Raw genomic sequence first — 23,944 nt, 5'->3', positions numbered from 1 at the left:
GGGGTGTCACGACTCGGATCCACGGTGCTCGCCCTCGCCCTCGCGGGCGTCATCACGCTCGCGGCCCACGCCGACGAGGTTCTGGTCGCGGCCGCGGTCGTCCTCGTGCAGCTGCTGGTCGCGGTGTCGCCCCCGCTGCTGACGTCGTCGGGCGAGCCGATCGGCTCGCCGCGCCTCGTGCCCGCGGTCGTCGCGGGCGTCGTCGCGACCGTGCTGACGCTGGAGCCCCGGTTGCTCGACGGTGCCGACGGCACGTCCGCCGAGGTCGTGGGGGCGACCGACACCGGGGTGTTCGCCGGCGTCCTGCCGGCCGTCATGGCCGCGGTCTTCGTCGCGCTGGTCGCGCAGATGCTGCGCAAGGACGGCCGGGCGAACCTCGTGTCGTCGACGGGGTACGCCGTGACGCTGGCGGTCGTGGCGGCTTTCGCCGCCGGATGGCTCGGGGCCGCGCAGTCCTTGGGCGGGGCGGACGTCGTCGCGGTGGGGGCCGCGGGGCTCGGGGGCGCGCTGCTGGTCTGGACGATCCCCGTCGACCGCTGGATCTGCCTGGGCCCGGCGACGCTCGCCGGTGCGGGTGCGGGTGCGGCCGTGGCGGCGACCGCCGACTCGAGCATGACGTGGTTCTTCGGCGTCGTCGTGGGCGCCGGAGCCGGTGTGGTCGCGGTGCTGGGCCAGGTCGTCGGACGGACGATGGCCGCGCGCAGCGTCCACCCGGCCGTCCGGTGGGGCTTCCCGGGGGCGATGTCGGTCGCGTTCGCGGCACCCGTCGTGTACCTCGGCGGCCAGCTCGTCACGGCGCCGCTGCTGCGCTGATCCGGCCGGCCTCGCCGCACAGCCGTAGGCTGGGCCCGTGATCGGTCTCGTCCTGCTCGGCATCGCCCTCGTGGCGACCGCGGGTGTCGCGCTGCTGATGCGCTGGAAGAACGGACGGTTCTCGTCGCAGCCGGTCGAGGATGCCCGCGAGCGCCTGACTGCGGGGCAGATCGGCGCGCCGCTCGGCGAGCGGGCCACGCTCGTGCAGTTCTCGAGCGCGTTCTGCAGCCCGTGCCGCGCCACGCGGGTCCTGCTGACCGACATCGCCGCGACGGCGCCTGGCGTCGAGACGGTCGAGATCGATGCCGAGTCGCACCTGCAGCTCGTGCGCGACCTCGACGTCATGCGCACCCCGACCGTGCTGGTGCTCGACGCCGACGGGGTCGTGACGACCCGCGCATCGGGCCTGCCGCGCCGCGACCAGGTGCTCGCCGCCCTCGATCGGGCCGTTCCGGACGGGAAATAACGCCTGCGATCCCCGTGTGCGCGCCACGATGTGGGACGAGCATCCACATCGTGAGACCAGCGGGTGTGTGGTGGTCGCGGGGTCCCTACTCTGGAGACATGTTCCGGACGACACACCTGACGCGACGCCGTGCAGTGGACAACTGCCGCACGCGCTCGTCGCTGTGTCGCACGCGCTGACCCGTACGCCCGTCAGCCCCGCACGCCCCTGCCCTCCCGGGTAGGTCCGCCGTGCCGTCCGTCCCAGCCAGGAGCATCGATGCCGCAGCCCACCCAGGTCGACCCGCGCGGTCTGCGCGTCAACGCCGCGATCACCGCGGTCGTCCTCGCGCTGGTGCTGGCCGTGCCGTCCGAGCCGGTGCGCACCGTCCTGCTGGGCGTGCAGGTCGTGGTGTTCGCGATCGCCGTGCTCGTGGGCCTGTCGGCCTCGCCGTGGGCCATCGTGTTCACCACGATCGTCCGCCCGCGGCTCGGTCCGCCGGCCGAGCTCGAGGACGCCCGACCGCCGCGCTTCGCGCAGCTCGTCGGCCTGGTCTTCACGACGGTCGCCCTGGTGGCGCTGCTGGCCGGCGCCACGACCGTCGCCCTCGTCGCGACGACGCTCGCGCTCGTGGCGGCCCTGCTCAACGCCGTCGTGGGCCTGTGCCTCGGCTGCGAGATGTACCTCGTGCTGCGCCGGCTCGCGCCGGCCGGCACCGCCTGAACCACCACCCGCACCATCCACACACCGTCACAACCAACGCCCACCGGGCACAACGGAGGTATCCCATGAGCCGCGAATCCGCGCTCGTCACCGCAGACTGGGTCGAGGAGCACCTGGACGATCCGTCGATCGTCCTGGTCGAGGTCGACGAGGACGCCAGCGCCTACGACACCGGTCACATCCCGGGCGCCATCAAGATCGACTGGAAGAAGGACCTCCAGGACGGCGTCCGCCACGACTTCGTCAGCAAGGAGAAGCTCGAGGAGCTGCTCTCGGCCAAGGGCGTCGGCAACGACGACACGCTCGTCTTCTACGGCGGCAACAACAACTGGTTCGCGGCCTACGCGTACTGGTACCTCAAGTACTACGGCCACGAGAACCTGCGCCTGCTCGACGGCGGCCGCAAGAAGTGGGAGCTTGACGCCCGTGAGCTGAGCACCGACGTCGCCGACCGTCCTGCGACGACCTACACCGCCAAGGACGCCGACACGTCGATCCGCGCGTACCGCGACGAGGTCATCGACGCGATCGGCACCAAGAACCTGATCGACGTCCGCAGCCCCGACGAGTTCGCCGGACGCCTGCTGGCCCCCGCGCACCTGCCGCAGGAGGCCGCCCAGATCGGCGGTCACATCCCGACGGCCGGCAACGTGCCGTGGAGCAAGGCCGCCAACGACGACGGCACCTTCCGCAGTGACGACGAGCTGAAGACGCTCTACGCCGACGCGGGCCTCGACGAGGGCAAGGACACCATCGCGTACTGCCGCATCGGCGAGCGCAGCTCGCACACGTGGTTCGTGCTCAAGGAGATCCTGGGCCACGACAACGTCAAGAACTACGACGGCTCGTGGAGCGAGTACGGCTCGCTGCGCGGCGTGCCGGTCGCCCTGGGCGACGAGCCGGGTGCCGCCTGATGTGCGGCGCGGTCAAGGGCGGACCCTCGCTCGAGGGCGTCGACGTCGAGAACCAGGCGGTCATCCAGGGTGTCGTGACGCGCGACGGCCAGCCCGTCGGCAACGCGTACGTGCGCCTGCTCGACCGCACGGGCGAGTTCACGGCCGAGGTGCCGACCTCGGCCACCGGTCAGTTCCGCTTCTTCGCCGGCCCCGGTGAGTGGACGCTGCGCACCCTGGCCCCGAAGGCGGTGTCGGTCGACAACGCCGTGACGGCCGCCAAGGGCGTCGTCGCGGAGGTCGCGGTCGCGGTCTGACCCGTCCCGGCACCACAGCGTCGAAGGGCCGCCCGGTCACCGGGCGGGCCTTCGGCGTCGGGGCATAACCCGCGGCGCGGCAGGTCGTTGTACCGGGCGATGGCGCACCCCGCCGCCACCTCGTGACCCCGAAGCCGGAGTACTGCCGTGACGAACATCCGCCTCGCCGCCGTGACCCTGCTCGCCGGCGTGCTCCTGATGGCGACGGGCTCGCTCGCGCACGCCGCCGACCCGTACCCCGTCGCGACGCCGACGCCCACGGCGTCCGTCGCCCCCGACGGCGGCAGCGGCTCGAACGACCCGGGCTCGGGAGACGCGGCACCCGACGACGCGGGCACCGCGCCGGACGCCGACCGGGCCGACGACAACGGCGTCCTGCCGGGCACGGGTGGCGCGAGCGTCTACATCCTGCTGGCGGCCGGAGCCCTGCTCGCCGTCGGCGGGACGATCGTCTACTCCTCGCGCCGCTCCAGCGCCCACTGACCCGGTCCGGCCCCCGGTGGCCGTCCACGACGACCCGCCACGGCGGGTGACGGGTCGCGCCACGGCGCGTGCCCGACGGCCCGAAAGGCAGCGGTGATCCAGATGCGCGACCGCATCGCCCGGTGGGCCCGACGCCGTCGCCGCCGGCTCGTCCGGTGGTACCGCCGGCAGAGCGGCCGGCGTCTCGCCGCGATCGGGATCGCGTCGCTCGTGACGCTGGCCGTGCTGGTGTTCGCCTACCAGGCCGTGCGCGCGACGTCCGACCTGCGGCGCGCCGCCCAGCAGGCGACGCAGCTGCGGGAGCAGGTGATCGCCGGCGACGTCGGCTCCGCCCGCACGCTCGACGCCCTGCGCGCGTCGACGTCGTCGGCCGCGTCGCTGACCGACGGCCCGCTGTGGTCGATCGGCTCGCACGTGCCGGTCGTGGGGCGCAACATCGACGCGATCCGTTCGGTGTCGGCGGCCCTCGACACCGTCGCCCGCGACGCGCTGCCGCCCGTCGTCGAGGTGTCGACGAAGGTCGACCTCAACGCCTTCAGCCCGAGTGACGGGCGCATCGACCTCGCGAACGTCGCCGCGATCGCGCCTGCCGTCTCGACGGCCCGCACCGCCCTGTCCGCGGCGCGCGACGAGCTCGTCGACGTCGACCCGACCGGTCTGCTGTCACCGCTGCGCCGGCCCGTCGGCACGATCAAGCAGCAGATCGACTCGGCGCAGGCCGCGGCCGCGTCGAGCGACGTCGCGGCCCGCCTGATGCCGACGATGCTGGGCGGCGAGGGCACCCGGCGCTACCTGCTGCTGGTGCAGAACAACGCCGAGGTGCGTGCCACGGGCGGCATCGCCGGCTCGTACGCGATCATCACGGCCAGGAACGGCCGACTGACGATGGGGGAGCAGGGCTCCAACCTCGACCTCCGCCCGTTCGAGCGGCCGGTCGTGCCGATGACGCGCGACGAGACGTCGGTCTTCACGCGCCAGCTCGTGACCGACCTGCGCGACGTCAACGTCACCCCCGACTTCGCGCGGTCGGCCGAGATCGCGCGCGCGATGGCCGACCAGGGGCTCGACGTGGACGTCGACGGCGTGCTGTCGGTCGACCCCGTCGCGATGAGCCACATCCTGGGCGGCACGGGGCCCGTGACGCTCGACAGCGGTGTGACGCTCGACCAGACGACCGTCGTCGAGCTCCTGCTCAACCGCGTCTACCTCACGGTCTCCGACCCCGACGCCCAGGACGACTTCTACGAGGAGGCGGCCCGCTCGATCTTCGACGTCGTCAGATCGGGGTCCGTCCCGTCGCGCCCCGTCATCGGCGGCCTGGTCAGGGCCGCGACCGAGAACCGGCTGATGCTGTGGTCGCGGCACGCCGACGAGCAGGCCGCGATCGCCGGCACCGGCATCGCGGGCGGCTTCCCGACCGACGACGGCACGACACCGCACGTCGGGGTGTACTTCGGCGACACCACCGCGAGCAAGATGGAGTACTACTTCGACTTCACGGTGCTCGGCACCGCGCGGCGGTGCCTCGACGGAGGACGGCAGCTCGTCACCGTGACCGCCGACGTCTCGTCCGACGCCCCCACGGGCCTGCCGCGGGGCGTCTCGAGCATCGACACGGACGTGCCGCTGAGCCAGATGCGGCTGCTGGCGTGGCTCTACGCCCCGGCCGGTGGGCGGTTCACCGACATCAGGCTCGACGACGAGCCGCAGCTCGTCACGACGGCCTCGTTGGGCGGCCGCGCCGAGACGTCCGTGCCGTTCACGCTCGAACCGGGTCAGCGCCGCCGCATCGTGGCCACGATGCTGACGGGGCCGGGCCAGGTCGGCGACCCCGTGCTCGCGACGACGCCCGGGGTTCGGACGATCCGCAACGACGTCTCGATCCCGTCGGCGTGCGGCTGATCGTCGTCGGCCGGGCGCGCTCGCGTCACATGTCGAGCAACAGCGTCGTGGGGCCGTCGTTGGTCAGCGACACGGCCATGTCGGCCCCGAACACGCCCTGCTCGACGTGGGCGCCCAACCTGCGCAGCGCCTCGCAGAACCCCTCGTAGAGCGGTTCGGCGACGGGCCCCGGGGCGGCGGCCGTCCAGGTGGGCCGGCGACCCTTGCGGGCGTCGCCGTACAGCGTGAACTGGCTGACGACGAGGATGCCGTCGCCGGTGTCGGAGACCGAGCGTTCGTCACGCAGGATGCGCAGGCCGTGGATCTTCGCCGCGAGCCGCGACGCCGTCTCGGTCGTGTCGTCGTGCGTCACGCCGAGCAGCACCACCAGACCCGTGCCGATCTCGCCGACGGTCCGGCCCTCGACGTCGACCCGTGCTCCCGTGACCCTCTGGACGACTGCGCGCATGCGTCGAGGCTAGCCGCGACCCGTAGAATCGGGTTCATGCCGTTCGAGATCCCGTCCGACCTCCACCCCGACCTGATGCCGGTCGTGTGGCTCCTCGGCACCTGGCACGGCAACGGCCAGGGCGACTACCCGACGATCGACGCGTTCTCGTACGAGCAGGACGTCGTCTTCGCGCACGACACCCGGCCGTTCCTGCACTACTTCAGCCGCACGTGGATCACCGACGAGGCCGGCGAGCGCGTGCGCCCCGGAGCGCTCGAGACCGGGTTCCTGCGTCCGGCGGGCGAGGGGCAGCTCGAGCTCGTCCTGGCGCACCCCACCGGCTACGCCGAGGTCTGGTACGGCGAGGTCGACGGGCCACGCGTCACGCTGGCCACCGACCTGGTCGCCCGCACGTCGACGGCCAAGGAGTACACGGCCGGCCAGCGCATGTACGGCCTCGTCGAGGGCGACCTGATGTACGCCCACGACATGGCCGCCGAGGGCCAGGAGATGCAGTCGCACCTGTGGGGACGGTTGCAGCGTGTCTGACGACGTCACCGCCGGCGCCGGCGCGGACACCACGGCGGCCCGCCGTCCGAGCCCGCTGCTCGCCCTGCCGGGCGCGGTCGGCGGCGACGCCCCCGACGGCGACGTCGCGGCCCACTACGGCTCGATCTCGGCCGAGCAGCGCCGCCTGCTCGAGGGGGCGACGTTCGTCGACCTGTCGCACCGCGACGTCGTCACGATCAGCGGCCCCGACCGCCTGACGTGGCTGCACTCGCTGACGACCCAGGCCCTCGAGGGCCTCGCTCCCGGCACGCCCACCGAGGTGCTGCTGCTGTCGCCGCAGGGCCGCATCGAGCACGGCTTCTCGGGCGTCGACGACGGCGAGACGTTCTGGGCCCACCTCGAGCCGGGCGCCGGGGCGCCGCTCGTGGCGTTCCTCGAGCGGATGAAGTTCTTCATGCGCGTGAGCGTGGCCGACGTGACCGACGACTTCGCCGTCATCGGCCTGCCGGGCCTGCAGCACCGCGTCGTGCCGCGTGCGACCCTGACCGACCTGCCCGCCGAGCTCGGCGACCCGGTCGGCCTGTGGGCGTGGGAGGCCCTGCGCATCGAGGCCGGCCACGTGCGCGTCGGCGTCGACACCGACGACCGCACGATCCCGAACGAGGCCGGGCTGCTCGGCGTCGCGGTGCACCTCGACAAGGGCTGCTACCGCGGCCAGGAGACCGTCGCCCGCGTGCACACGCTCGGACGTCCGCCCCGACGCCTCGTGCTGCTCCACCTCGACGGGTCCGTCGACCACCTGCCGCCGCACGGCTCCGACGTCGTCCTCGACGGCAAGGTCGTGGGCTTCGTCGGCTCGGCGGCGCGCCACCACGAGCTGGGGCCCGTCGCGCTCGCGATGGTCAAGCGCAACGTCCCCCTCGACGCGACGCTGCTGGCCGACGGCGTCGCCGCGACGCAGCAGGTCCTGGTCGACCCCGAGGCGGGCCTGCACGTCCGCCCCGTCCTGTCGTGACGGGCGGCCCGCGGTTCGCCGTCCTGGCGGTGTGCACCGCCAACATCTGCCGCTCGCCGCTGATCGAGATCCTCCTGCGCGCGCGGCTCGACGACGACCGCTTCGAGGTCGCCAGCGCCGGTGTGCGCGGCTGGGACCGCAAGCCGATGGACTCGATGGCCGCGATGGAGCTGCACCGCCTGGGCCACGGGGCCGAGACGTTCCGCTCCCACCCCCTCGACTCCTACCTCGTCGAGTCCGCCGACCTGATCCTCACGGCGACCCGCGAGCACCGCTCCGAGGTGCTCGCGATGAACCCGCAGGCCCTGCGCCGCAGCTTCACGCTGCTCGAGTTCGCGGCCCTGACGGGGCTCGTCGACGGCGGCGACCCCGCGGCCCTCGTGGCCGCGGCGGCCCAGCGGCGCAGCCTCGCCCCGGCCGCGGCCGACGTGCGCGATCCCTACCGCCGCGGCCCCGACGTGCACCGTGCGACGGCCGACCAGATCGACGTCGCCGTGACGACGATCGCCGACCGGCTCAACGCCCTGGTGCCGGAGACGGCGCCTCCCGTCGGGCGGTGAGTCCCGGAGCACGTCCCGCGAGTTTCTCCGATCGAGGTCCGGACCGATACCGTTGACCCTGCGCGTGTACTGCCTGTCGACTGTGAGGTTGCACCGGTCCCGGCCGATCCGGTCCGCGTCGTCCCCATAGGAGCATCCATGACCACCGAAATCCCGACCGACGCCACGACGGCCGACTCGACCCCGACCTTCGCCGACCTGGGCCTCGTCGACGTCCTGGTCGACCGCCTCTCGGCGCTCGGCTACGAGACGCCGACGCCGATCCAGGCCCGCGCCATCCCGACCCTGCTCGAGGGCAAGGACGTCGTCGGCCTCGCCCAGACCGGCACCGGCAAGACCGCGGCCTTCGCCCTGCCGATCCTGCAGAAGATCGACCCGAAGAACGCCAAGACGCAGGCCATCGTGCTCGCCCCGACCCGCGAGCTCGCGCTGCAGGTGTGCGAGGCCGTCACGGCGTACGCCGTCAACATCCCCGGCGTCCGCGTCCTGCCGGTGTACGGCGGACAGGGCTACGGCTTCCAGCTGCAGGGCCTGCAGCGCGGCGCGCACATCGTCGTCGGCACCCCGGGTCGTGTCATCGACCACCTCGAGCGCGGCAGCCTCGACCTGACGGCGCTCGAGTTCCTGGTGCTCGACGAGGCCGACGAGATGCTCAACATGGGCTTCGCCGAGGACGTCGAGCGCATCCTGGCCGACACGCCCGAGTACAAGCAGGTCGCCCTCTTCTCGGCCACGATGCCCAAGATGATCCGCAGCCTGGCCAAGAAGTACCTGCACGACCCCGTCGACATCGCGACGCCCAAGGCCACGACGTCGACCGCCACGGTCCGCCAGCGCTGGATCCAGGTCTCGCACCACCACAAGGTCGACGCCCTGACGCGTCTGCTCGAGGTCGAGACCGGCGACGGCATGATCGTGTTCGTCCGCACCAAGTCGGCCACCGAGGAGCTCGCCGACAAGCTGCGCACCCGCGGCTACACCGCCGCCGCCCTGAACGGCGACCTCGTGCAGGCGCAGCGCGAGCGCACCGTCTCGCAGCTCAAGGGCGGCCAGATCGACATCATCGTCGCGACCGACGTCGCGGCCCGCGGACTCGACGTCGAGCGCATCACGCACGTCGTCAACTACGACATCCCGCACGACACCGAGGCGTACGTGCACCGCATCGGCCGCACGGGGCGCGCCGGCCGCACGGGCGAGGCGATCCTGTTCGTCACGCCGCGCGAGCGGCGCATGCTGTCGGCGATCGAGAAGGTCTCGGGTCGGCCCGTCGAGGAGATGTCGGTGCCGTCGGCCGAGGAGGTCAACGAGCGTCGCGCCGGACGGTTCGCGCAGGCCATCACGTCCAGCATGGGATCGCCCACGTTCCACGCCTTCCGCTCCCTCGTCGAGGAGTACGCCAGCGAGAACGAGGTCTCGATGACCGACGTCGCGGCGGCGCTGGCCGTCATGAGCCAGTCCGACAAGGAGTTCTTCCTGCGTCCCGATCCGCCGAAGGCGGCCGCCCGCGAGCGTCCGGTCCGCAGCGACGCGGGCCCCGACGGGCGCAAGCCGGCCGGTTTCGGCCGCAGCGACCGTCTCCCGGCCGAGGGCGCGGCGGTCTACCGCGTCGCGGTCGGCAAGCGGCACAAGGTCGGACCGTCGGCGATCGTCGGCGCGCTGGCCAACGAGGGCAGCCTGAAGCGCTCCGACTTCGGCAAGATCACGATCGGCCAGGACCACACCCTGGTCGAGCTGCCGGCCGATCTGCCCGACGCGGTGTTCGAGGCCCTCGCCAACACGCGCATCTCGGGCAAGCTGATCGACCTGCAGCGCGACTCGGGGCCGCCGATCCGTCGCACGCGCGAGGACCGCAAGCCGTACAAGAAGAGCCACGAGAACCGGCCGTACCCGTCCAAGGCCGCCGACAAGGGTGCACCGCGGTCGGACGACCGTCCGGCCCGCAAGCCGCGTCACAAGTAGACGGCTGCGGCCGCCCGCGCCGTCGCCCTAGACTCGTCCCGACTCCCGACCTGTCCACGCTGCTGCGCGAGGTGCCCGATGTTCCTGCTCGACAACGCGTCCCGCGCCTATGACTGGGGCTCGGCGTCCGACATCCCGCGGTTCCTCGGCCAGCAGCCCGACGGCGGGCCGCTGGCGGAGGTCTGGATGGGCACGCACCCGCTGGGGCAGTCGACGGTCACGCGCGACGGTGACGCGCCCGTCGCGCTGTCGGACGTGTCGGGTCCGCTGCCGTTCATGCTGAAGATCCTCGCGGCCGACCGACCGCTGTCGCTGCAGGTGCACCCCAACATGGCCCTGGCACGGGCGGGCTTCGCGGCCGAGGAGGCCGAGGGCGTCCCGCTCGACGCGCCGGAGCGCACCTACAAGGACGCCTCGCACAAGCCCGAGATGGCCTATGCCCTGACGACGTTCGACACCCTGGTCGGCTTCCGTCCGACCGCCGAGATCCTGCGCGTCCTGCACGGCATCGACACGCCGCTGGCGCGGGGGCTGGCGGCCGAGCTCCACGAGGCGCCGGGCTTCCGCGGCATCGTCCAGCTCGTCGAGCGCCTGCTGACGGTCGGCGTGGGCGACGGCGAGGTCGCCGCGGTCGTCGAGGCGTGCCGCGAGCTCGCCGACGCCGGCATCGACGTCAAGCGTGCGTACGCCACGGCCGTCGAGGTCGCCGAGTTCTTCCCCGACGACATCGGCGTGGTGATCTCGCTGACGCTCAACCGGTTGACGCTGCAGCCCGGCGAGGCCGCGTTCCTCGGCGCCGGCATCATCCACGCCCACCTGCGCGGCATGTGCCTCGAGATCATGGCCGCGTCCGACAACGTGCTGCGCGCCGGCCTGACGACCAAGCCGCTCGACCCCGTGGGCCTGGTGCAGTGCCTCGAGGAGGGCATGTCGCGGCTCGCCCGGGTGACCCCCGAGCCGTTCGGCTTCTCGACCGACGTGTTCCGCCCCGGCGTCGACGAGTTCGCGCTCGCGGTCAGCCAGTGCTCGAAGGCCGAGCCGGACGGCACCCTGCTGCCGCCGGCGCCGCACCGGATCGTGGTGTGCACCGGCGGTGAGGTCGAGCTCGTCAGCTCGACCGACCAGCACCTCAAGCTGGCGCGCGGCGACTCGGTGTACGCAGGCCCGGACGACGGTGACATCCGGGTGCTGGGCACGGGCGAGGTCGCGCAGGCCTACACGCCCGACCCCGATCTGCCGGTCGGCCGTCTCGTCGACCTCGTGGCGCCCTTCACGCCCCGCTGAGCGCGCCTCAGACCAGGTCGTCGCGGCCCCGGCGCCTGAGCTCGGCGACGACGTCCTTGACCTGCTGGGCGCGGTCGCGGGCCACGACCAGCAGGGCGTCGTGGGTGCGGACGACGATGACGTCGTCGAGACCGACGACGGCGATCGTCGTGCCGTCCTCCGAGAGGGCCAGACCGCTGCCGTCGACCCACACGGTCTCCGGGGACGACGCCGCGCCGATGTCGAGCAGCGCGGCGAAGTCGCCCACGTCGTCCCACGTGAACTCGCCCGGCACGACGGCCATGCCGCCCTCGAGGGCGACGGGCTCGGCGATCGCGTGGTCGATCGCGATCTTGGTCAGCCCGGGCCAGGTGCGGTCGAGGACGTCGTCGCGCGACGACGTCGGCCACGCCTCGGCGATCGTCCGCAGACCCGCGTGCAGGCCGGGCTGCAGGCGCTCGAGGTGGCCCATCAGCACGTCGGTGCGGGTCACGAACATGCCGCCGTTCCAGCTGTGGGCGCCGCCGGCGACGTAGCGTGCGGCGGTCTCGGCGTCGGGCTTCTCGACGAACGACCGGACGGCGCGCGCCGAGCCGGCCCCCTCGACGTCGAGCCGGTCGCCCGACTCGACGTACCCGAAGGCCGTCGACGGGCCGGTGGGGGTGATGCCGATCGTCGTGACCAGCCCCGTGCGGGCGACCGCGACGGCCTGGCCGATCGCCTCGGCGAACGAGACCTGGTCGTCGATGACGTGGTCGGCGGCGAAGGAGCCGATGATCGCGCCGGGGTGCTCGGCGCCGATGACGGCGGCGGCGAGCCCGATCGCGGGCATCGAGTCGCGCGGCGACGGCTCGACGAACAGGCCCGTCAGATCGGGCAGCTGCTCGCGGATCGCGGCGGCGTGCGCGTGGCCCGTCACGACGTGGATGCGCTCGGCGGGGACGAGGTCGTTGAGCCGGTCCCACGTCTGCTGGATCAGCGATCGTCCCGAACCGTCGAGGTCGAGCAGGAACTTGGGGCGGGACGCCCGCGACAGCGGCCACAGCCGGGTGCCGGCACCGCCGGCGGGGATCACGGCGTGGAAGGAGTCGAGGGGAGTGGCCACGGGCCTCAGCCTAGCGGCGCGTCGGCCTCGCCGAGGGGCGTCGTCGGTGTCTTCGGCCCCAGCGACTTGGTGCGGGCGTCGAGGGCCACGACGGCGCTGATCGCGTTGTGGTCGGAGACGACCGGGGTCGTGTAGCGGCCGTTGGTGATGCGCACCAGCTGCTTCCACGAGTCGACCTCGAAGTCGGGGGTCACCCAGATGTGGTCGATGTGGGCGCCGGAGTCGAGCACCTCGGTGCTGAACGTGTGGCCCGTGTTGATGCCGGCGTTCTGGACGTCGTCCGTCAGCAGCTCGGAGTTCGTCAGGCCCTCGCCGCGCATGCGGTCGCCGGGGGTGTCCTGGTCGCGGTGCGGGCCGGAGTTGAAGTCGCCAGCGTAGATCATGGGCGTGCCGGTCGTGTTGATCGAGCGCATCGTGCCGAGCATGCGGTCGATCTCGCGGGTGCGACGGGCGTTGGCGTCCTTGCCCTTGCCGTTGTCGAGGTGCACGTCGACGTAGTAGAACGTGCGGCGCGACTCCTTGACGCGGAACTTCGCCCACGTCGTGTCACGACCGTCGCCGATGTCGAAGCTGCCGCCGCCGAGCTGCTCGAACAGCGCGGGGCGGAAGAAGATGTACCGGGCCTTCGCGCCGCCCGCGGCCCGCTCGAAGCCGCGGTCGCCACCGCTGAAGATCGTGTTGGTGACGGCCCCGACGCGGATGCCTCCGGACTCCTGCAGACCGAAGATGTCGACCTCGTTGTCGTTGAGGAACTGCGCCATGATGCGGGCCCGCCCCTCGTACCCCTTGCACTTCTCGGAGCACACGTTCCAGGTGGCGACCTTGAACGCGGTCTGGCGCACCGCGGTGCGGAACGCGACGGGGGCCGAGTACACGCCGACCTGCTCGCCGTTGACGGGCCGCACCTTGACCCAGTACTTCGTGTCGGGGCGCAGGCCCTTGCCGACGAACTCGCTGGCCACCCCGACCGTGCGGGCCGCGCGGGCGTCCTGCGTGAAGCCCTCGTCGCGGGCCACCGCGACGTCGTACTGGCGGGCGTTGGGCACGTCGGCCCAGTCGGCCTGGAAGCCGTTGGCGGTCGACCGAAGGACGTCGAGCCCTTGCACGTCGCCCGGGCGGAGCGTGAAGCGACCCGTGCGGGACGACCGCACCTCGTCCTCGCGGACGGCGTCGACACGGTAGTAGCGGTCGATGCCCGGGGTCGTGGCCGCCAGGTCGTCGAGCGTCACGCGCGTGCCGCGGGCCGGGACCGTCGTGCTGGTGGCGGCCGTCAGGGACCGGTCGTCGCCGACCTTGACGACGTAGCGGTCGACGTCGTCGTGACCGGTCCAGTCGAGCTCGACGCTCGTCGGCGAGAGCGGCGTCGCCGAGACCCGGCTCGGGGCGCCGAGCGGATCGGGCTCGGCGTAGGTCGTCGCGAGCCCGCCGGCCAGCAGCGCGACCAGCACGAGGCTCACGGCGACGATCAGCAGGCGACGCCGGTCGCGGCGACGCCGGCGGCCCGCCAGACGTCGCGAGACGGCCGGTGCGGCCGTGGGCTCCGCTCGCCGGCGCGGGGGTGCGATCTTCCTACGGGTGGCGACGGCAGTGCTCCAGGGACGGACGGGCGGGACAGGTGGATCCTACGGGGCGGCGCGGAACAGGCCCGCGCCGCCGAGTGCGCTCAGGCGCCGATGCGCAGGTCGACGACGACGGGGCTGTGGTCGGACGGGATCGGCTGGACCATGCGTCCTCGCGCGTCCAGGAGCGCGAAGTTGTACCAGCCGTCGACGCGCACGCGCCACGGGTCGACCCAGACCTTGTCGATGTGGTCGCCCCACTTGTAGCTGATGACGGGCGTGGACCGGAAGGCGTTGTAGCTGTTCATGTGCTGACGCGAGACGTTGCGGGCCAGGTCGTACGCGTCGTAGAGCTTGCGGGCGTTCATGACCGGGCGGGGCGAGTCGCTCGTCTTGGTCTGCTTGTGCGAGTTGAAGTCGCCGGCGTAGACGACTGGGAGCCGCTGCGGGTTGGCCTGCTTGAGCACCGCGATCAGCTCGTTCATCTCGGCGCGACGGTTGTCGGTCGAGGCCTTGGTCTGACCCGTGACGGTGTGGACGTCGACCATCATGAACGTGCGTCCGGTCGACCGCTCGACGAGCTGGGCCCACACGGCGTAGCGGCAGCCGCCCGAGTGACGACCCAGGAACACGACGCCGGTGGGGCGGTCGGTCTCGGACGTCAGGCGGCACTTGCCACCCGTCGGCTGGAACGTCGCGGACGGCTTGAGGCCGGGGGCGACGTCGAAGCGTGCGGTCTTGTAGAACAGCCGCTTGGCGCTGTAGCTGATCGCCTCGGTGTAGCCGGGAGGCGCGATCGAGAGCTTGCCGGCCTCCTGCATCGCGACGACGTCGGCACCCGACGAGCCGACCCGCTCGAGCGCGCCGAGCTGGCGCGAGGCCGCCCAGGTGTTGCTGGTCGTGCCGATGACGTCGCACACGTCGCTGCAGACGTTGTAGGTCATCACGCGCACGGGCAGCAGCCCCTGCGAGGGGCCGGGACGCAGGATCGTGGTGCGACCCACCACGGTCGACTTCGAGCCGCGCTTCTTGCCGTTGACGCCGCGGACCTGGAAGAAGTAGTCCTTGCCGCGGGTCAGCTTGCGGATCGTGGTCTTGCTCGACTTCTGCTGGTAGACCTTGGCCTTCTTCATCGAGGAGTACCGCGACACGAAGATCTCGTACTTCTGCGCCCGGCGGGCGTCGGGCCAGTCCAGCGACAGGCTCGTCTTGTTGGTGCGGCGGTCGTAGTCGGCCTTGACGAACGAGACGAGGCCGACCTTGCTGGGCTTCTTGGAGGCTGCCGAGGCGGGCTGGGCCTGGAGCCCCGCGACGACGAGGAAGCCGACGAGGGCGGCGGCGAGCGTTCTGCGCATGGATGAACCTTCGGGGAGTCGTGTCAGCTGATTGCGCGGTGCGTGCGCACCACGGCGTCAAGCGGCCCGAGAGGACCAACCATCGCAACAGGATAGGCGAGAATCCGTCACACGAGAAGAACGGGCCCGCCACGCGTACGCTCGTGCCGTGGAGATACTGGCCGAGGTCGTCCGTTCGGGGCTCGTCGAGAGCAGGCACCGGGGGGTGGCCGTGCGGGTCGATCCCGCGGGTGAGGTCGTCTGGTCGCTGGGCGACCCGGGCGCCGTGATCTTCCCGCGGTCGGCCAACAAGCCGCTGCAGGCGATGGGGATGCTGCGGGCGGGGCTGCCGCTCGACGGGCGTCTGCTGGCGCTGTCGTCGGCGAGCCACTCCGGCGAGCCGTTCCACCTCGCGGCGGTCCGCGAGATCCTCGCGCTGGCGGGGCTGGACGAGTCGGCGCTGCAGACGCCGCCGTCCTACCCGCTCGACCCCCACGTGCACGCCGACCACCTGCGTGCCGGTGGCGTCCGCGAGCCGATCTGCATGGACTGCTCGGGCAAGCACGCCGCGATGCTCCTGACGTGCGTCGTCAACGACTGGGACGTCACGACGTACCTCGAGCCCGACCACCCGCTGCAGCGCGTCGTGACCGAGACGTTCACCGAGCTGACCGACGGCCCCCCGGCCGTCGTGGGCGTCGACGGTTGCGGCGCCCCGCTGCTCGCGACGCCGCTGCAGCAGCTCGCCCGGGCGATCGGCCGCGTGGTGCAGCAGCCGGCCGGGTCGGCGGGTGCCCGCCTGACGGGCGCGATGCGCGAGCACCCCGAGTACGTCAGCGGTAGGGGGCGGGCCGAGCGGGCGCTGATGCGTGCGATCCCGGGGCTCGTCGCCAAGTCGGGGGCCGAGAGCGTCTTCGTCGTGGCGCTCGACGACGGATCGGCGTTCGCCGTCAAGATCGAGGACGGCGCCGAACGCCCGCTGTACGCGGTCATGGCGCGCATGCTCGAGCTGGCGGGTGTGGAGGCCCCGATCCTGCACGAGCGGCCCGTCGTCCTGGGGGGCGGCAAGCAGGTCGGAGAGCTCCGCACAGCCTTCTGACCTGCGGCGATGCGCGCCTGTGACCCATGTCGCAAGCAGTTCTGCTTGCATTTGCTAACTTTTGCAAGCAGCATGGAGGCATGGCCAAGCTGAGCATGCACAGGACCGTCGAAGGACTCGGCGAGTACCTGCGTGAGCAGCGGGGCCAGGCGCAGATGTCGCTTCGCCAGCTCTCCGAGCTGACGGACGTGTCGAATCCGTACCTCAGCCAGATCGAGCGCGGACTGCGTCGCCCGTCGGCAGAGGTCCTGCAGCAGATCGCGAAGGCGCTCAGGATCTCCGCCGAGTCGCTCTACGTGCGCGCCGGCATCCTCGATGCCGACGAGCACGGCGCCCGCATGGTCGAGGACGCCATCGCCCTCGACCCGCGGCTCACCGAGCGTCAGAAGAGCGCGTTGCTCGACATCTACCGCTCCTTCGTCGGCATCGACGAAGCCACCGACAGCGAGCTGGTCACGACCGTGACCGCTGCCAACCACCCGGGCGCGTCCCCTCAGGAGACCGCACCCAGCGAGGAGAACGCATGACCATCACCGACACCATCACGACCCAGGTCAAGGCCATCGTCGACGACGTGCGCGGCCTGCCCGGCACGATCCGCAAGATCGACGTCGCCGACCTGCAGAAGCAGGCCCAGGACTTCGCGCAGGTCGCCCTCGGCACCGCCACGAGCACCTACGCCGATCTGTCGAAGAAGAGCGAGGACCTCGTCTCCAAGGCCAAGGGCATGACGGTCGACGACCTCCGCAAGTCCGCCGACGACCTGCTCGACAAGGCCGAGGACAGCGTCGAGGACGTCGTCGAGGACGTCACGCAGCAGGCCAAGGGCATCGTCGCCGACGCCCAGAAGATCGCGTTCGAGTACGTCTCGGTCGCCAAGGCGCAGGTCACGAAGGTCACGTCGAAGGCCCCCACGACGGCTCGCAAGGCCGCCGAGAAGGTCGACACGACGGTCAAGAAGACCCCCGAGCCGGCCAAGCGCGCCACGGCCAAGAAGGCTCCCGCGAAGAAGGCCCCGGCCGCCAAGAAGGCTCCCGCGAAGAAGGCCCCGGCCAAGAAGGCCACCGCCGCTGCCAGCACGACGACGGCCGCCGCGAAGAAGGCCCCCACCAAGACGGCCACCGCCGCCAAGAAGGCTCCGGCCAAGACCGCGACGGCGGCCAAGAAGGCTCCGGCCAAGACGGCCACGGCTGCGAAGAAGGCCCCGGCCAAGACCGCGACGACCGCCAAGAAGGCCGCCTCGAGCGCGTCCGACACCGCTGCGAAGGCCACGCCGAGCACGTCGACGTCGTCCGACAACGCCTGATCACGACCGCACCACCCACGAGGCGGGTTCCCTTCGGGGAGCCCGCCTCGTGGCGTCCCGGTAGCCTTCGGTCATGTTCGAGTTCCAGAGCACGCTGATGATGGTGGTGTCGATCGCGCTGTTCGTCGCGAAGGGCTTCGCGCTGGTCGACTGCGTGTCGCGGCGTCCGTCGCAGTTCGAGTCGCTCGACACGCTGCCCAAGCAGACGTGGCTGATCATCCTCGCGGTCTCCGTCGTCGCGCACCTCGTCTTCTGGTACCCGCTCAGCATCCTGAACCTCGTCGGCACGGTGGCCGCGCTGGTGTACCTGGCGCAGGTCAGGGGCTCGATCAGCCGCTGAATCGCTTTCGGGGCGCGTTGTCGCGTACGGTCGTGAGGTTGTCCAAATCATCCGCACGACCGAACGATCGGGGGATCTCAGTGAGTCAGCAGACTCCCACCTGGCGCCAGCGCATCGATCCAGTGGTGTTCTACGTGACCGGCGCCATCGCCATCGCCTTCGTCGTCTGGGGCCTCGTCAGCACGCCGAGCCTCGGCACGGCGTCGACCAGCGCCCAGGACTGGGTGATCACCAACACCGGGTGGTTCTTCGTCCTGACGTCGACGTTCTTCGTCATCTTCGTCATCTGGCTGGCCGCCAGCAAGTACGGCCGCATCCCGCTCGGCGACGACGGCGAGAAGCCCGAGTTCAACACCGTCTCGTGGATCGCGATGATGTTCAGCGCCGGCATGGGCATCGGCCTGATGTTCTACGGCGTCGCCGAGCCGCTGTCGCACTTCGTCACACCGCCGCCCGGAACCTCCGAGGCCCAGTCGGACGAGGCGTTCCAGACCGCGATGGCGACCACGATGTTCCACTGGGCGCTGCACCCGTGGGCGATCTACGCCGTCGTCGGCATCGCGATCGCGTACGGCACGTTCCGCAAGGGCCGCTCGCAGCTCATCTCGTCGGCGTTCCGGCCCCTCATCGGCGCCAAGGCCGACGGGCCCGTCGGACGCGTCATCGACATCCTCGCGATCTTCGCGACCCTGTTCGGCTCGGCCGCCTCGCTGGGGCTCGGCGCCCTGCAGATCGGCGGCGGCCTGAAGTACAACGGCTGGGTCGACCAGCCGGGCAAGGTCGTCCTCGTGGCGATCATCGTCGTCCTGACGATCGCCTTCATCTTCTCGGCGGTCTCGGGCGTCGCGAAGGGCATCCAGTGGCTCTCCAACACCAACATGGTGCTGGCGCTGACGCTCGCGGCGTTCGTGTTCGTCGCGGGCCCGACGCTGCTGATCCTCAACCTGCTGCCGACCGCGCTGGGCGACTACGCCTCGCAGATGACCGAGATGGCCTCGCGCACCGCCGCCAGCGGTGACGACGAGATGAAGTCGTGGCTCGCCGACTGGACGATCTTCTACTGGGCCTGGTGGGTCAGCTGGACGCCGTTCGTCGGCATGTTCATCGCGCGCATCAGCCGCGGTCGCACGATCCGCCAGTTCGTCACGGGCGTCCTGATCGTGCCGTCGCTGGTCAGCCTCGTCTGGTTCGCCGTCTTCGGCGGCACCGCGATCGACATCCAGCGCCGGACGGGCGATCTCGTCGACGCAGCCGGGTCCGTCGACAGCGACTCCGCGCTGTTCCAGATGCTCGACCAGCTGCCGATCGCCTCGGTCACGACGGTGCTCGTCATGGTGCTCGTCGGCATCTTCTTCGTGTCGGGCGCCGACGCGGCCTCGATCGTCATGGGCACCCTGAGCGAGAAGGGGTCGACCGAGCCCTCCAAGCGCTCGGTCGTGTTCTGGGGCACCGTGATGGGCGGCGTCGCGGCGATCATGCTGATCATCGGCGGCAACGACGCGCTGGCCGGCCTGCAGAAGATCACGATCGTCGCGGCCGTCCCGTTCGTGCTCGTCATGGCGGCGCTGTGCGTCTCGCTCTACAAGGACCTGCAGACCGACCCGATGGTCGTCCGCGACCGTCTGGGCCAGGAGATGGTCGAGGACGCCGTGCTGACGGGCGTCGAGGAGCACGACGGCGAGTTCGTCCTGGTCGTCGAGGCGGCCGAGCCGTCTCCGCCCGGGTCGGACGCGCCGCGCACGACGGACGACCGGGGCTGACCCCGCCTCGCCCCGCCCGTTCCCCGTCAGCGGGGGCGGGCGGGGTGCAGCCAGCGGGTGACGATGCGCAGCAGGTTGCCGAGCTCGGTGTCGGTGTCGACCTCGGGGTGGGTGTCGCGCAGGGCCCGGTGCGCCGTGACGAGGCCCGCGAGCCACCGGGTGACGTCCGGGACGTGCAGCTCGGTGTCGATGTGACGGTCCGCGACGGCCTCGTGGGCGTACCCGGCCAGACGTCCCTCGGCGGCGGCGTCGAGCGGCAGCGCGGGGTCGGTGGCGAGCTGCTCGACGAGCTCGAGCAGTCGGTCCCAGGCGGATTCCATGGGTCGAGCCTAGTGCCCCGAGGGCTAGAACATGTGTTCGATCGGGCGTACGATCGTCCGGTGACCGACTACTACCAGGGTTCGCTCCTCGACACGGGGCAGGCGCCCGCCATCGCGCCGCTCGAGCCACGTCGGACGGTGCTCGGCGACGGGGCATGGGTCGACGTCCTGCCCGGGTGGGTCAGCGGCTCCGACGACCTGTTCCTGCGGCTGCAGTCCGAGGTCGCGTGGCACGCCGAGCGGCGCGAGATGTACGACCGGGTCGTCGACGTCCCGCGGCTGCTGTGCCACTTCGGGGTGGCCGACGCGCTGCCCGATCCGCTGCTCGTCGAGGCACGTGAGCGTCTGGGCGACCACTACGAGGCCGAGCTGGGCGAGCGGTTCGCGACGGCGGGGCTGTGCCTGTACCGCGACGGGCGCGACAGCGTCGCCTGGCACGGCGACCGCATCGGCCGCGGCCGCAGTGCCGACACGATGGTCGCGATCGTGTCGCTCGGCGCGGCGCGCCGGCTGTCGCTGCGTCCGCGGGGCGGGGGACCTCAGACCGGTTTCGCGCTCGGCCACGGCGACCTCGTCGTGATGGGCGGCTCGTGCCAGCGCACCTGGGACCACGCGATCCTCAAGACCGCCCGCCCCGTCGGCCCTCGCATCAGCATCCAGTTCCGCCCCCGCGGCGTCCTCTGACCCCTGGGCGGCGACCTGGCGACCTGTCCTGGGCGCGGGCGCGGTTTCCGGGATGCGAGAGGCGGCTGAGGCGCCTTTCCACAGGCGGACGCGATCGGGTTCCGGGGGAGGATGCGGCCGTCGTCCGATGGACTCATGCCACCGGCTGCCGTGATCCCCGACGAACTGCGACACCGACCCTTCCACGTCCGCGAGGCTCGGGCCCTCGGGGTCAGCGAGCGTCGTCTGCGCGGCAAGAGCTGGACGTCGCTGTTCCCGCGGGTCTGGGTGCACGTCGAGCACGTCATGACCGACCTCGACTGGATCGCTGCGGCGGCGCTGGCGATGCCGCCGCGGGCTCAGCTGAGCCACCTGACGCGGCTCCAGCACCTGGGCCTGGGCATGGGCGAGACGAGGCCGTTCCACTTCGTGGTGTCCGGCGACCTGCACATCGACCTGGCCGACATCTTCCTCCATCGCACGGCCGTCCTTCCTCCCCTGGACGACGTGGGCGTGACCCCGGCAGCAGCGTTCGTGCAGCTCTGCGCCACCGCGCGGACGCTCGATGCCATCACGGCCGGCGACTGGTTGCTCGGCAACCGGCACATGACCTCGGTCGAGGTCGCCGAGCTCGCAGCTCGTGAACCATGGCGGCCGGGGGCGCACCAGGCGCGTCGCGTCCTGCCGTTCCTGGACGGCGGTTCCCGATCGTTCAAGGAGTCCGAGACGCGTGCGGTGCTGGTCTTCGCCGGACTGCCGGTGCCGGAGGTCAATCGCGACGTGCGGGACGCCGCGGGCGCGTTCCTGGGCCGGGGCGATCTCGTCTACCTGCTGTGGAAGCTCCTGATCGAGTACGAAGGGCGACAGCACCTGCGCGACGTCGCCCAGTGGAACGTCGACATCGACCGGTACCAGGGCTTCCGCGACGACGGATGGCGCTACGTGCAGGTCACGAACGAGAAGCTCGCCAGGCCGATGAAGCTCGTCTCGGAGGTCTACCGCCAGCTGGTCCGGTGCGGGTACGCCGGGCCCGCGCCGGTCTTCGGGCAGCGGTGGTCCTCGCTGTTCGTCCCCATCTCGGCCGCCCACCCCACAAAGCGGTGAGCCTGCGACCTGTCCCGAACGGGGACACGTCGCAGGCTCACCGGGCCGACCCGGAACGGGTCGCTACCTATCCGCCAGGGGTTACTTCTTGCCGCGGTTGGCGCGGTTGCGCTCGGTGGCGTCGAGGATGATCTTGCGGATGCGGACGGACGCCGGGGTGACCTCGACGCACTCGTCCTCGCGGCAGAACTCCAGCGACTGCTCGAGCGACAGCTTGCGCGGCGGCACGAGCTTCTCGAACTCGTCGGCGTTCGAGCGGACGTTGGTCTGCTTCTTCTCGCGGACGATGTTGATGTCCATGTCGTCCGAGCGCGAGTTCTCGCCGACGATCATGCCCTCGTACACCTCGGTCGCGGGCTCGATGAACAGCGTGCCGCGCTCCTGGATGTTGGTCATGGCGTACGACGTCGCCGCACCGGCGCGGTCCGAGACGAGCGAGCCCGACGGACGGGTCGAGATCTCGCCGGCCCACGGCTCGTACTTCTCGAACGTCTGGTGCGCGATGCCGGTGCCGCGGGTGTCGGTCAGGAACTCGGTGCGGAAGCCGATCAGGCCACGCGCCGGGACGATGAACTCCATGCGCACCCAGCCGGTGCCGTGGTTGATCATCTGCTCCATGCGACCACGACGGACGGCGAGCAGCTGCGTGATCGCGCCGAGGTACTCCTCGGGTGCGTCGATCGTCAGGCGCTCCATCGGCTCGTGGATCTTGCCGTCGACCTCCTGCGTCACGACCTGCGGCTTGCCGACCGTGAGCTCGTAGCCCTCGCGACGCATCTGCTCGACCAGGATGGCCAGCGCGAGCTCGCCGCGGCCCTGGACCTCCCAGGCGTCGGGACGCTCGGTCTCGACGACCTTGAGCGACACGTTGCCGATGAGCTCGCGGTCGAGGCGGTCCTTGACGAGGCGGGCGGTGACCTTGGTGCCCTTCTCGCGTCCGGCCAGCGGCGACGTGTTGGTGCCGATCGTCATCGAGATGGCCGGCTGGTCGACCGTGATGAGCGGCAGCGCGACGGGGTTCTCGGGATCGGCCAGCGTCTCGCCGATCGTGATGTCGGGGATGCCCGCGATGGCGACGATGTCGCCGGGGCCCGCGCTCTCGCCGGGGACGCGCTCGAGCTCCTCGGTGACGAGCAGCTCGGTGATCTTGACCTTCTCGACCGTGCCGTCGTGCTTCATCCACGCGACCTGCGAACCCTTCTTGAGGGTGCCCTGGAAGACGCGGACGAGCGCCAGGCGGCCGAGGAACGGCGACGCGTCGAGGTTCGTGACGTGCGCCTGCAGCGGTGCGTCCTCGATGTACTCGGGGGCGGGAACGGCGTCCATGATGGTCTGGAACAGCGGGATCAGGTTCTCGCTGTCGGGCAGTCCGCCGTCCTCGGGCTTGTTGAGCGAGGCGCGGCCGGCGCGGGCCGAGGCGTAGACGACGGGGAAGTCGAGCGCGTCCTCGCTGGCGCCGTCCTCGAGCAGGTCGAGGAACAGCTCGTACGTCTCGTCGACGACCTCGGCGATGCGCGAGTCGGGGCGGTCGACCTTGTTGACGACCAGGACGACCGGCATCTTGGCCGCGAGCGCCTTGCGCAGCACGAACCGGGTCTGGGGCAGGGGGCCCTCGGAGGCATCGACCAGCAGGATGACGGCGTCGACCATCGACAGGCCGCGCTCGACCTCGCCACCGAAGTCGGCGTGACCGGGGGTGTCGATGATGTTGATCGTGACACCGCCCTCGGGCGAGCCCGGTCCGTTGTAGCGGACGGCGGTGTTCTTCGCGAGGATCGTGATGCCCTTCTCGCGCTCGAGGTCGCCGGAGTCCATGGCGCGCTCGGTGAGCTGGTGGTGCTCGTCGAAGTGTCCCTGCTGCTGGAGCATGGCGTCGACCAGCGTGGTCTTGCCGTGGTCGACGTGGGCGACGATTGCGACGTTGCGCAGGTCGGAGCGAATGGGCATGCGAAAAAAGTCCTCAGCGTGGGGGAATGCTCTCGACAGACGGAGCCTTGCCATTCTAGGGGTGCGCCTCGCGCGGCGACGAATCGCGTAA

The 23,944-nt window shown here is 71.4% G+C and carries 25 protein-coding genes; 19 read left to right on the top strand and 6 right to left on the bottom strand.

All coding sequences use genetic code 11. The features are described 5' to 3' along the window. Positions 1 to 3: 3 nt before the first annotated feature. From IFT73_RS07800 to IFT73_RS07770, 7 genes are all read left to right on the top strand, one after another. Positions 4 to 813 (top strand): hypothetical protein, encoded by an 810-nt coding sequence (locus IFT73_RS07800; protein WP_192167145.1) that lies wholly within the window; start codon positions 4 to 6, stop codon positions 811 to 813. A gap of 37 nt (positions 814 to 850) precedes the next feature. Then, positions 851 to 1,279, top strand: a complete 429-nt coding sequence (locus IFT73_RS07795) for a thioredoxin domain-containing protein (RefSeq protein WP_192167144.1) — start codon at positions 851 to 853, stop codon at positions 1,277 to 1,279. A 258-nt stretch (positions 1,280 to 1,537) separates the two neighbouring features. Next, a complete protein-coding gene (locus IFT73_RS07790) occupies positions 1,538 to 1,981 on the top strand; it encodes a DUF4395 domain-containing protein (RefSeq protein ID WP_192167143.1) in 444 nt (147 codons plus the stop codon). A 65-nt stretch (positions 1,982 to 2,046) separates the two neighbouring features. Then, on the top strand, positions 2,047 to 2,895 hold the full coding sequence (locus tag IFT73_RS07785; protein WP_192167142.1) for a sulfurtransferase: 849 nt from the start codon (positions 2,047 to 2,049) through the stop codon (positions 2,893 to 2,895). Beyond that, a complete protein-coding gene (locus IFT73_RS07780) occupies positions 2,895 to 3,191 on the top strand; it encodes a DUF1416 domain-containing protein (RefSeq protein ID WP_056611926.1) in 297 nt (98 codons plus the stop codon). The genes IFT73_RS07785 and IFT73_RS07780 overlap by 1 nt, the downstream gene beginning before the upstream one ends. A gap of 147 nt (positions 3,192 to 3,338) precedes the next feature. Then, entirely contained in the window at positions 3,339 to 3,674 is a 336-nt protein-coding gene (locus IFT73_RS07775) for an LPXTG cell wall anchor domain-containing protein (RefSeq protein WP_192167141.1), read from the top strand. Between the two features lie 102 nt (positions 3,675 to 3,776). Beyond that, on the top strand, positions 3,777 to 5,576 hold the full coding sequence (locus IFT73_RS07770; RefSeq protein ID WP_192167140.1) for a DUF4012 domain-containing protein: 1,800 nt from the start codon (positions 3,777 to 3,779) through the stop codon (positions 5,574 to 5,576). A 25-nt stretch (positions 5,577 to 5,601) separates the two neighbouring features. Here IFT73_RS07770 and dtd read toward each other — a convergent pair whose 3' ends face one another. After that, positions 5,602 to 6,024: a D-aminoacyl-tRNA deacylase gene (dtd, locus tag IFT73_RS07765; RefSeq protein WP_192167139.1), complete on the bottom strand. Its 423-nt coding sequence runs from the start codon at positions 6,022 to 6,024 to the stop codon at positions 5,602 to 5,604. 36 nt (positions 6,025 to 6,060) lie between these two features. Here dtd and IFT73_RS07760 point away from each other — a divergent pair, with 36 nt between their 5' ends. The 5 genes from IFT73_RS07760 to manA all read left to right on the top strand — a co-directional run bounded on the left by IFT73_RS07760 (position 6,061) and on the right by manA (position 11,337). Beyond that, positions 6,061 to 6,555 (top strand): FABP family protein, encoded by a 495-nt coding sequence (locus tag IFT73_RS07760; RefSeq protein ID WP_192167138.1) that lies wholly within the window; start codon positions 6,061 to 6,063, stop codon positions 6,553 to 6,555. A gap of 64 nt (positions 6,556 to 6,619) precedes the next feature. Then, entirely contained in the window at positions 6,620 to 7,531 is a 912-nt protein-coding gene (locus tag IFT73_RS07755) for a folate-binding protein YgfZ (RefSeq protein ID WP_213014508.1), read from the top strand. Continuing rightward, a complete protein-coding gene (locus tag IFT73_RS07750) occupies positions 7,528 to 8,091 on the top strand; it encodes a low molecular weight phosphatase family protein (RefSeq protein ID WP_192167136.1) in 564 nt (187 codons plus the stop codon). Before IFT73_RS07755 ends, IFT73_RS07750 begins: the two co-directional genes overlap by 4 nt. 138 nt (positions 8,092 to 8,229) lie before the next feature. Continuing rightward, positions 8,230 to 10,053 (top strand): DEAD/DEAH box helicase, encoded by a 1,824-nt coding sequence (locus IFT73_RS07745; protein ID WP_192167135.1) that lies wholly within the window; start codon positions 8,230 to 8,232, stop codon positions 10,051 to 10,053. Positions 10,054 to 10,131: 78 nt separating this feature from the next. Next, positions 10,132 to 11,337, top strand: a complete 1,206-nt coding sequence (gene manA, locus IFT73_RS07740) for a mannose-6-phosphate isomerase, class I (protein ID WP_192167134.1) — start codon at positions 10,132 to 10,134, stop codon at positions 11,335 to 11,337. A gap of 7 nt (positions 11,338 to 11,344) precedes the next feature. Here manA and IFT73_RS07735 read toward each other — a convergent pair whose 3' ends face one another. From IFT73_RS07735 to IFT73_RS07725, 3 genes are all read right to left on the bottom strand, one after another. Further along, on the bottom strand, positions 11,345 to 12,421 hold the full coding sequence (locus tag IFT73_RS07735) for a mannose-1-phosphate guanylyltransferase (protein ID WP_371811198.1): 1,077 nt from the start codon (positions 12,419 to 12,421) through the stop codon (positions 11,345 to 11,347). Positions 12,422 to 12,426: 5 nt separating this feature from the next. Next, on the bottom strand, positions 12,427 to 13,878 hold the full coding sequence (locus tag IFT73_RS19550) for an endonuclease/exonuclease/phosphatase family protein (protein WP_192167133.1): 1,452 nt from the start codon (positions 13,876 to 13,878) through the stop codon (positions 12,427 to 12,429). A 206-nt stretch (positions 13,879 to 14,084) separates the two neighbouring features. Next, positions 14,085 to 15,335: an endonuclease/exonuclease/phosphatase family protein gene (locus IFT73_RS07725; RefSeq protein WP_192167132.1), complete on the bottom strand. Its 1,251-nt coding sequence runs from the start codon at positions 15,333 to 15,335 to the stop codon at positions 14,085 to 14,087. 148 nt (positions 15,336 to 15,483) lie between these two features. Between IFT73_RS07725 and IFT73_RS07720 the strand changes: the two genes are divergently transcribed. From IFT73_RS07720 to IFT73_RS07700, 5 genes are all read left to right on the top strand, one after another. After that, positions 15,484 to 16,413 carry an asparaginase gene (locus tag IFT73_RS07720; RefSeq protein ID WP_192167131.1) on the top strand — a complete coding sequence of 310 codons (930 nt, stop codon included), beginning with the start codon at positions 15,484 to 15,486 and terminating at the stop codon, positions 16,411 to 16,413. 80 nt (positions 16,414 to 16,493) lie between these two features. Then, on the top strand, positions 16,494 to 16,940 hold the full coding sequence (locus IFT73_RS07715; RefSeq protein WP_056611968.1) for a helix-turn-helix domain-containing protein: 447 nt from the start codon (positions 16,494 to 16,496) through the stop codon (positions 16,938 to 16,940). After that, complete coding sequence (locus IFT73_RS07710) at positions 16,937 to 17,719, top strand: hypothetical protein (protein ID WP_192167130.1); 783 nt, start codon at positions 16,937 to 16,939, stop codon at positions 17,717 to 17,719. Before IFT73_RS07715 ends, IFT73_RS07710 begins: the two co-directional genes overlap by 4 nt. A gap of 73 nt (positions 17,720 to 17,792) precedes the next feature. Continuing rightward, positions 17,793 to 18,059 carry a DUF2516 family protein gene (locus tag IFT73_RS07705; RefSeq protein ID WP_192167129.1) on the top strand — a complete coding sequence of 89 codons (267 nt, stop codon included), beginning with the start codon at positions 17,793 to 17,795 and terminating at the stop codon, positions 18,057 to 18,059. An 80-nt stretch (positions 18,060 to 18,139) separates the two neighbouring features. After that, the gene (locus tag IFT73_RS07700; protein ID WP_371811197.1) at positions 18,140 to 19,819 is read left to right on the top strand and encodes a BCCT family transporter; all 1,680 of its coding nucleotides are present in this window, start codon (positions 18,140 to 18,142) and stop codon (positions 19,817 to 19,819) included. 26 nt (positions 19,820 to 19,845) lie between these two features. Here IFT73_RS07700 and IFT73_RS07695 read toward each other — a convergent pair whose 3' ends face one another. Then, complete coding sequence (locus IFT73_RS07695; RefSeq protein WP_056611977.1) at positions 19,846 to 20,139, bottom strand: hypothetical protein; 294 nt, start codon at positions 20,137 to 20,139, stop codon at positions 19,846 to 19,848. Between the two features lie 60 nt (positions 20,140 to 20,199). Between IFT73_RS07695 and IFT73_RS07690 the strand changes: the two genes are divergently transcribed. Together IFT73_RS07690 and IFT73_RS07685 are read left to right on the top strand one after the other, a co-directional pair. Beyond that, positions 20,200 to 20,823 carry an alpha-ketoglutarate-dependent dioxygenase AlkB gene (locus IFT73_RS07690; RefSeq protein WP_192167127.1) on the top strand — a complete coding sequence of 208 codons (624 nt, stop codon included), beginning with the start codon at positions 20,200 to 20,202 and terminating at the stop codon, positions 20,821 to 20,823. 135 nt (positions 20,824 to 20,958) lie between these two features. Further along, positions 20,959 to 21,906: a hypothetical protein gene (locus IFT73_RS07685; RefSeq protein ID WP_192167126.1), complete on the top strand. Its 948-nt coding sequence runs from the start codon at positions 20,959 to 20,961 to the stop codon at positions 21,904 to 21,906. 81 nt (positions 21,907 to 21,987) lie between these two features. On the opposite strand, the gene typA is transcribed toward IFT73_RS07685, so the two are convergent. Next, the gene (gene typA / locus IFT73_RS07680) at positions 21,988 to 23,853 is read right to left on the bottom strand and encodes a translational GTPase TypA (protein WP_056611983.1); all 1,866 of its coding nucleotides are present in this window, start codon (positions 23,851 to 23,853) and stop codon (positions 21,988 to 21,990) included. Between the last annotated feature and the right edge of the window lie 91 nt (positions 23,854 to 23,944).

It is taken from the genome of Aeromicrobium sp. CFBP 8757 (assembly GCF_014841755.1).
In the GTDB taxonomy this organism is placed as follows: Bacteria; Actinomycetota; Actinomycetes; order Propionibacteriales; family Nocardioidaceae; genus Aeromicrobium.
The sequence above is the reverse complement of the archived record's forward strand: the minus strand, read 5'-3'. Positions and strand labels throughout refer to the sequence as shown.

What these genes read in the sequence shown, in the direction of transcription:
- IFT73_RS07790 (WP_192167143.1), top strand. Translation starts at nt 1,538, where the DNA reads ATGCCGCAGCCCACCCAGGTCGACCCGCGCGGTCTGCGCGTCAACGCC.
- IFT73_RS07785 (WP_192167142.1), top strand. Translation starts at nt 2,047, where the DNA reads ATGAGCCGCGAATCCGCGCTCGTCACCGCAGACTGGGTCGAGGAGCAC.
- IFT73_RS07780 (WP_056611926.1), top strand. Translation starts at nt 2,895, where the DNA reads ATGTGCGGCGCGGTCAAGGGCGGACCCTCGCTCGAGGGCGTCGACGTC.
- IFT73_RS07770 (WP_192167140.1), top strand. Translation starts at nt 3,777, where the DNA reads ATGCGCGACCGCATCGCCCGGTGGGCCCGACGCCGTCGCCGCCGGCTC.
- dtd (WP_192167139.1), bottom strand. Translation starts at nt 6,024, where the DNA reads ATGCGCGCAGTCGTCCAGAGGGTCACGGGAGCACGGGTCGACGTCGAG.
- IFT73_RS07760 (WP_192167138.1), top strand. Translation starts at nt 6,061, where the DNA reads ATGCCGTTCGAGATCCCGTCCGACCTCCACCCCGACCTGATGCCGGTC.
- IFT73_RS07745 (WP_192167135.1), top strand. Translation starts at nt 8,230, where the DNA reads ATGACCACCGAAATCCCGACCGACGCCACGACGGCCGACTCGACCCCG.
- manA (WP_192167134.1), top strand. Translation starts at nt 10,132, where the DNA reads ATGTTCCTGCTCGACAACGCGTCCCGCGCCTATGACTGGGGCTCGGCG.
- IFT73_RS07725 (WP_192167132.1), bottom strand. Translation starts at nt 15,335, where the DNA reads ATGCGCAGAACGCTCGCCGCCGCCCTCGTCGGCTTCCTCGTCGTCGCG.
- IFT73_RS07715 (WP_056611968.1), top strand. Translation starts at nt 16,494, where the DNA reads ATGGCCAAGCTGAGCATGCACAGGACCGTCGAAGGACTCGGCGAGTAC.
- IFT73_RS07710 (WP_192167130.1), top strand. Translation starts at nt 16,937, where the DNA reads ATGACCATCACCGACACCATCACGACCCAGGTCAAGGCCATCGTCGAC.
- IFT73_RS07705 (WP_192167129.1), top strand. Translation starts at nt 17,793, where the DNA reads ATGTTCGAGTTCCAGAGCACGCTGATGATGGTGGTGTCGATCGCGCTG.
- IFT73_RS07695 (WP_056611977.1), bottom strand. Translation starts at nt 20,139, where the DNA reads ATGGAATCCGCCTGGGACCGACTGCTCGAGCTCGTCGAGCAGCTCGCC.
- IFT73_RS07685 (WP_192167126.1), top strand. Translation starts at nt 20,959, where the DNA reads ATGCCACCGGCTGCCGTGATCCCCGACGAACTGCGACACCGACCCTTC.
- typA (WP_056611983.1), bottom strand. Translation starts at nt 23,853, where the DNA reads ATGCCCATTCGCTCCGACCTGCGCAACGTCGCAATCGTCGCCCACGTC.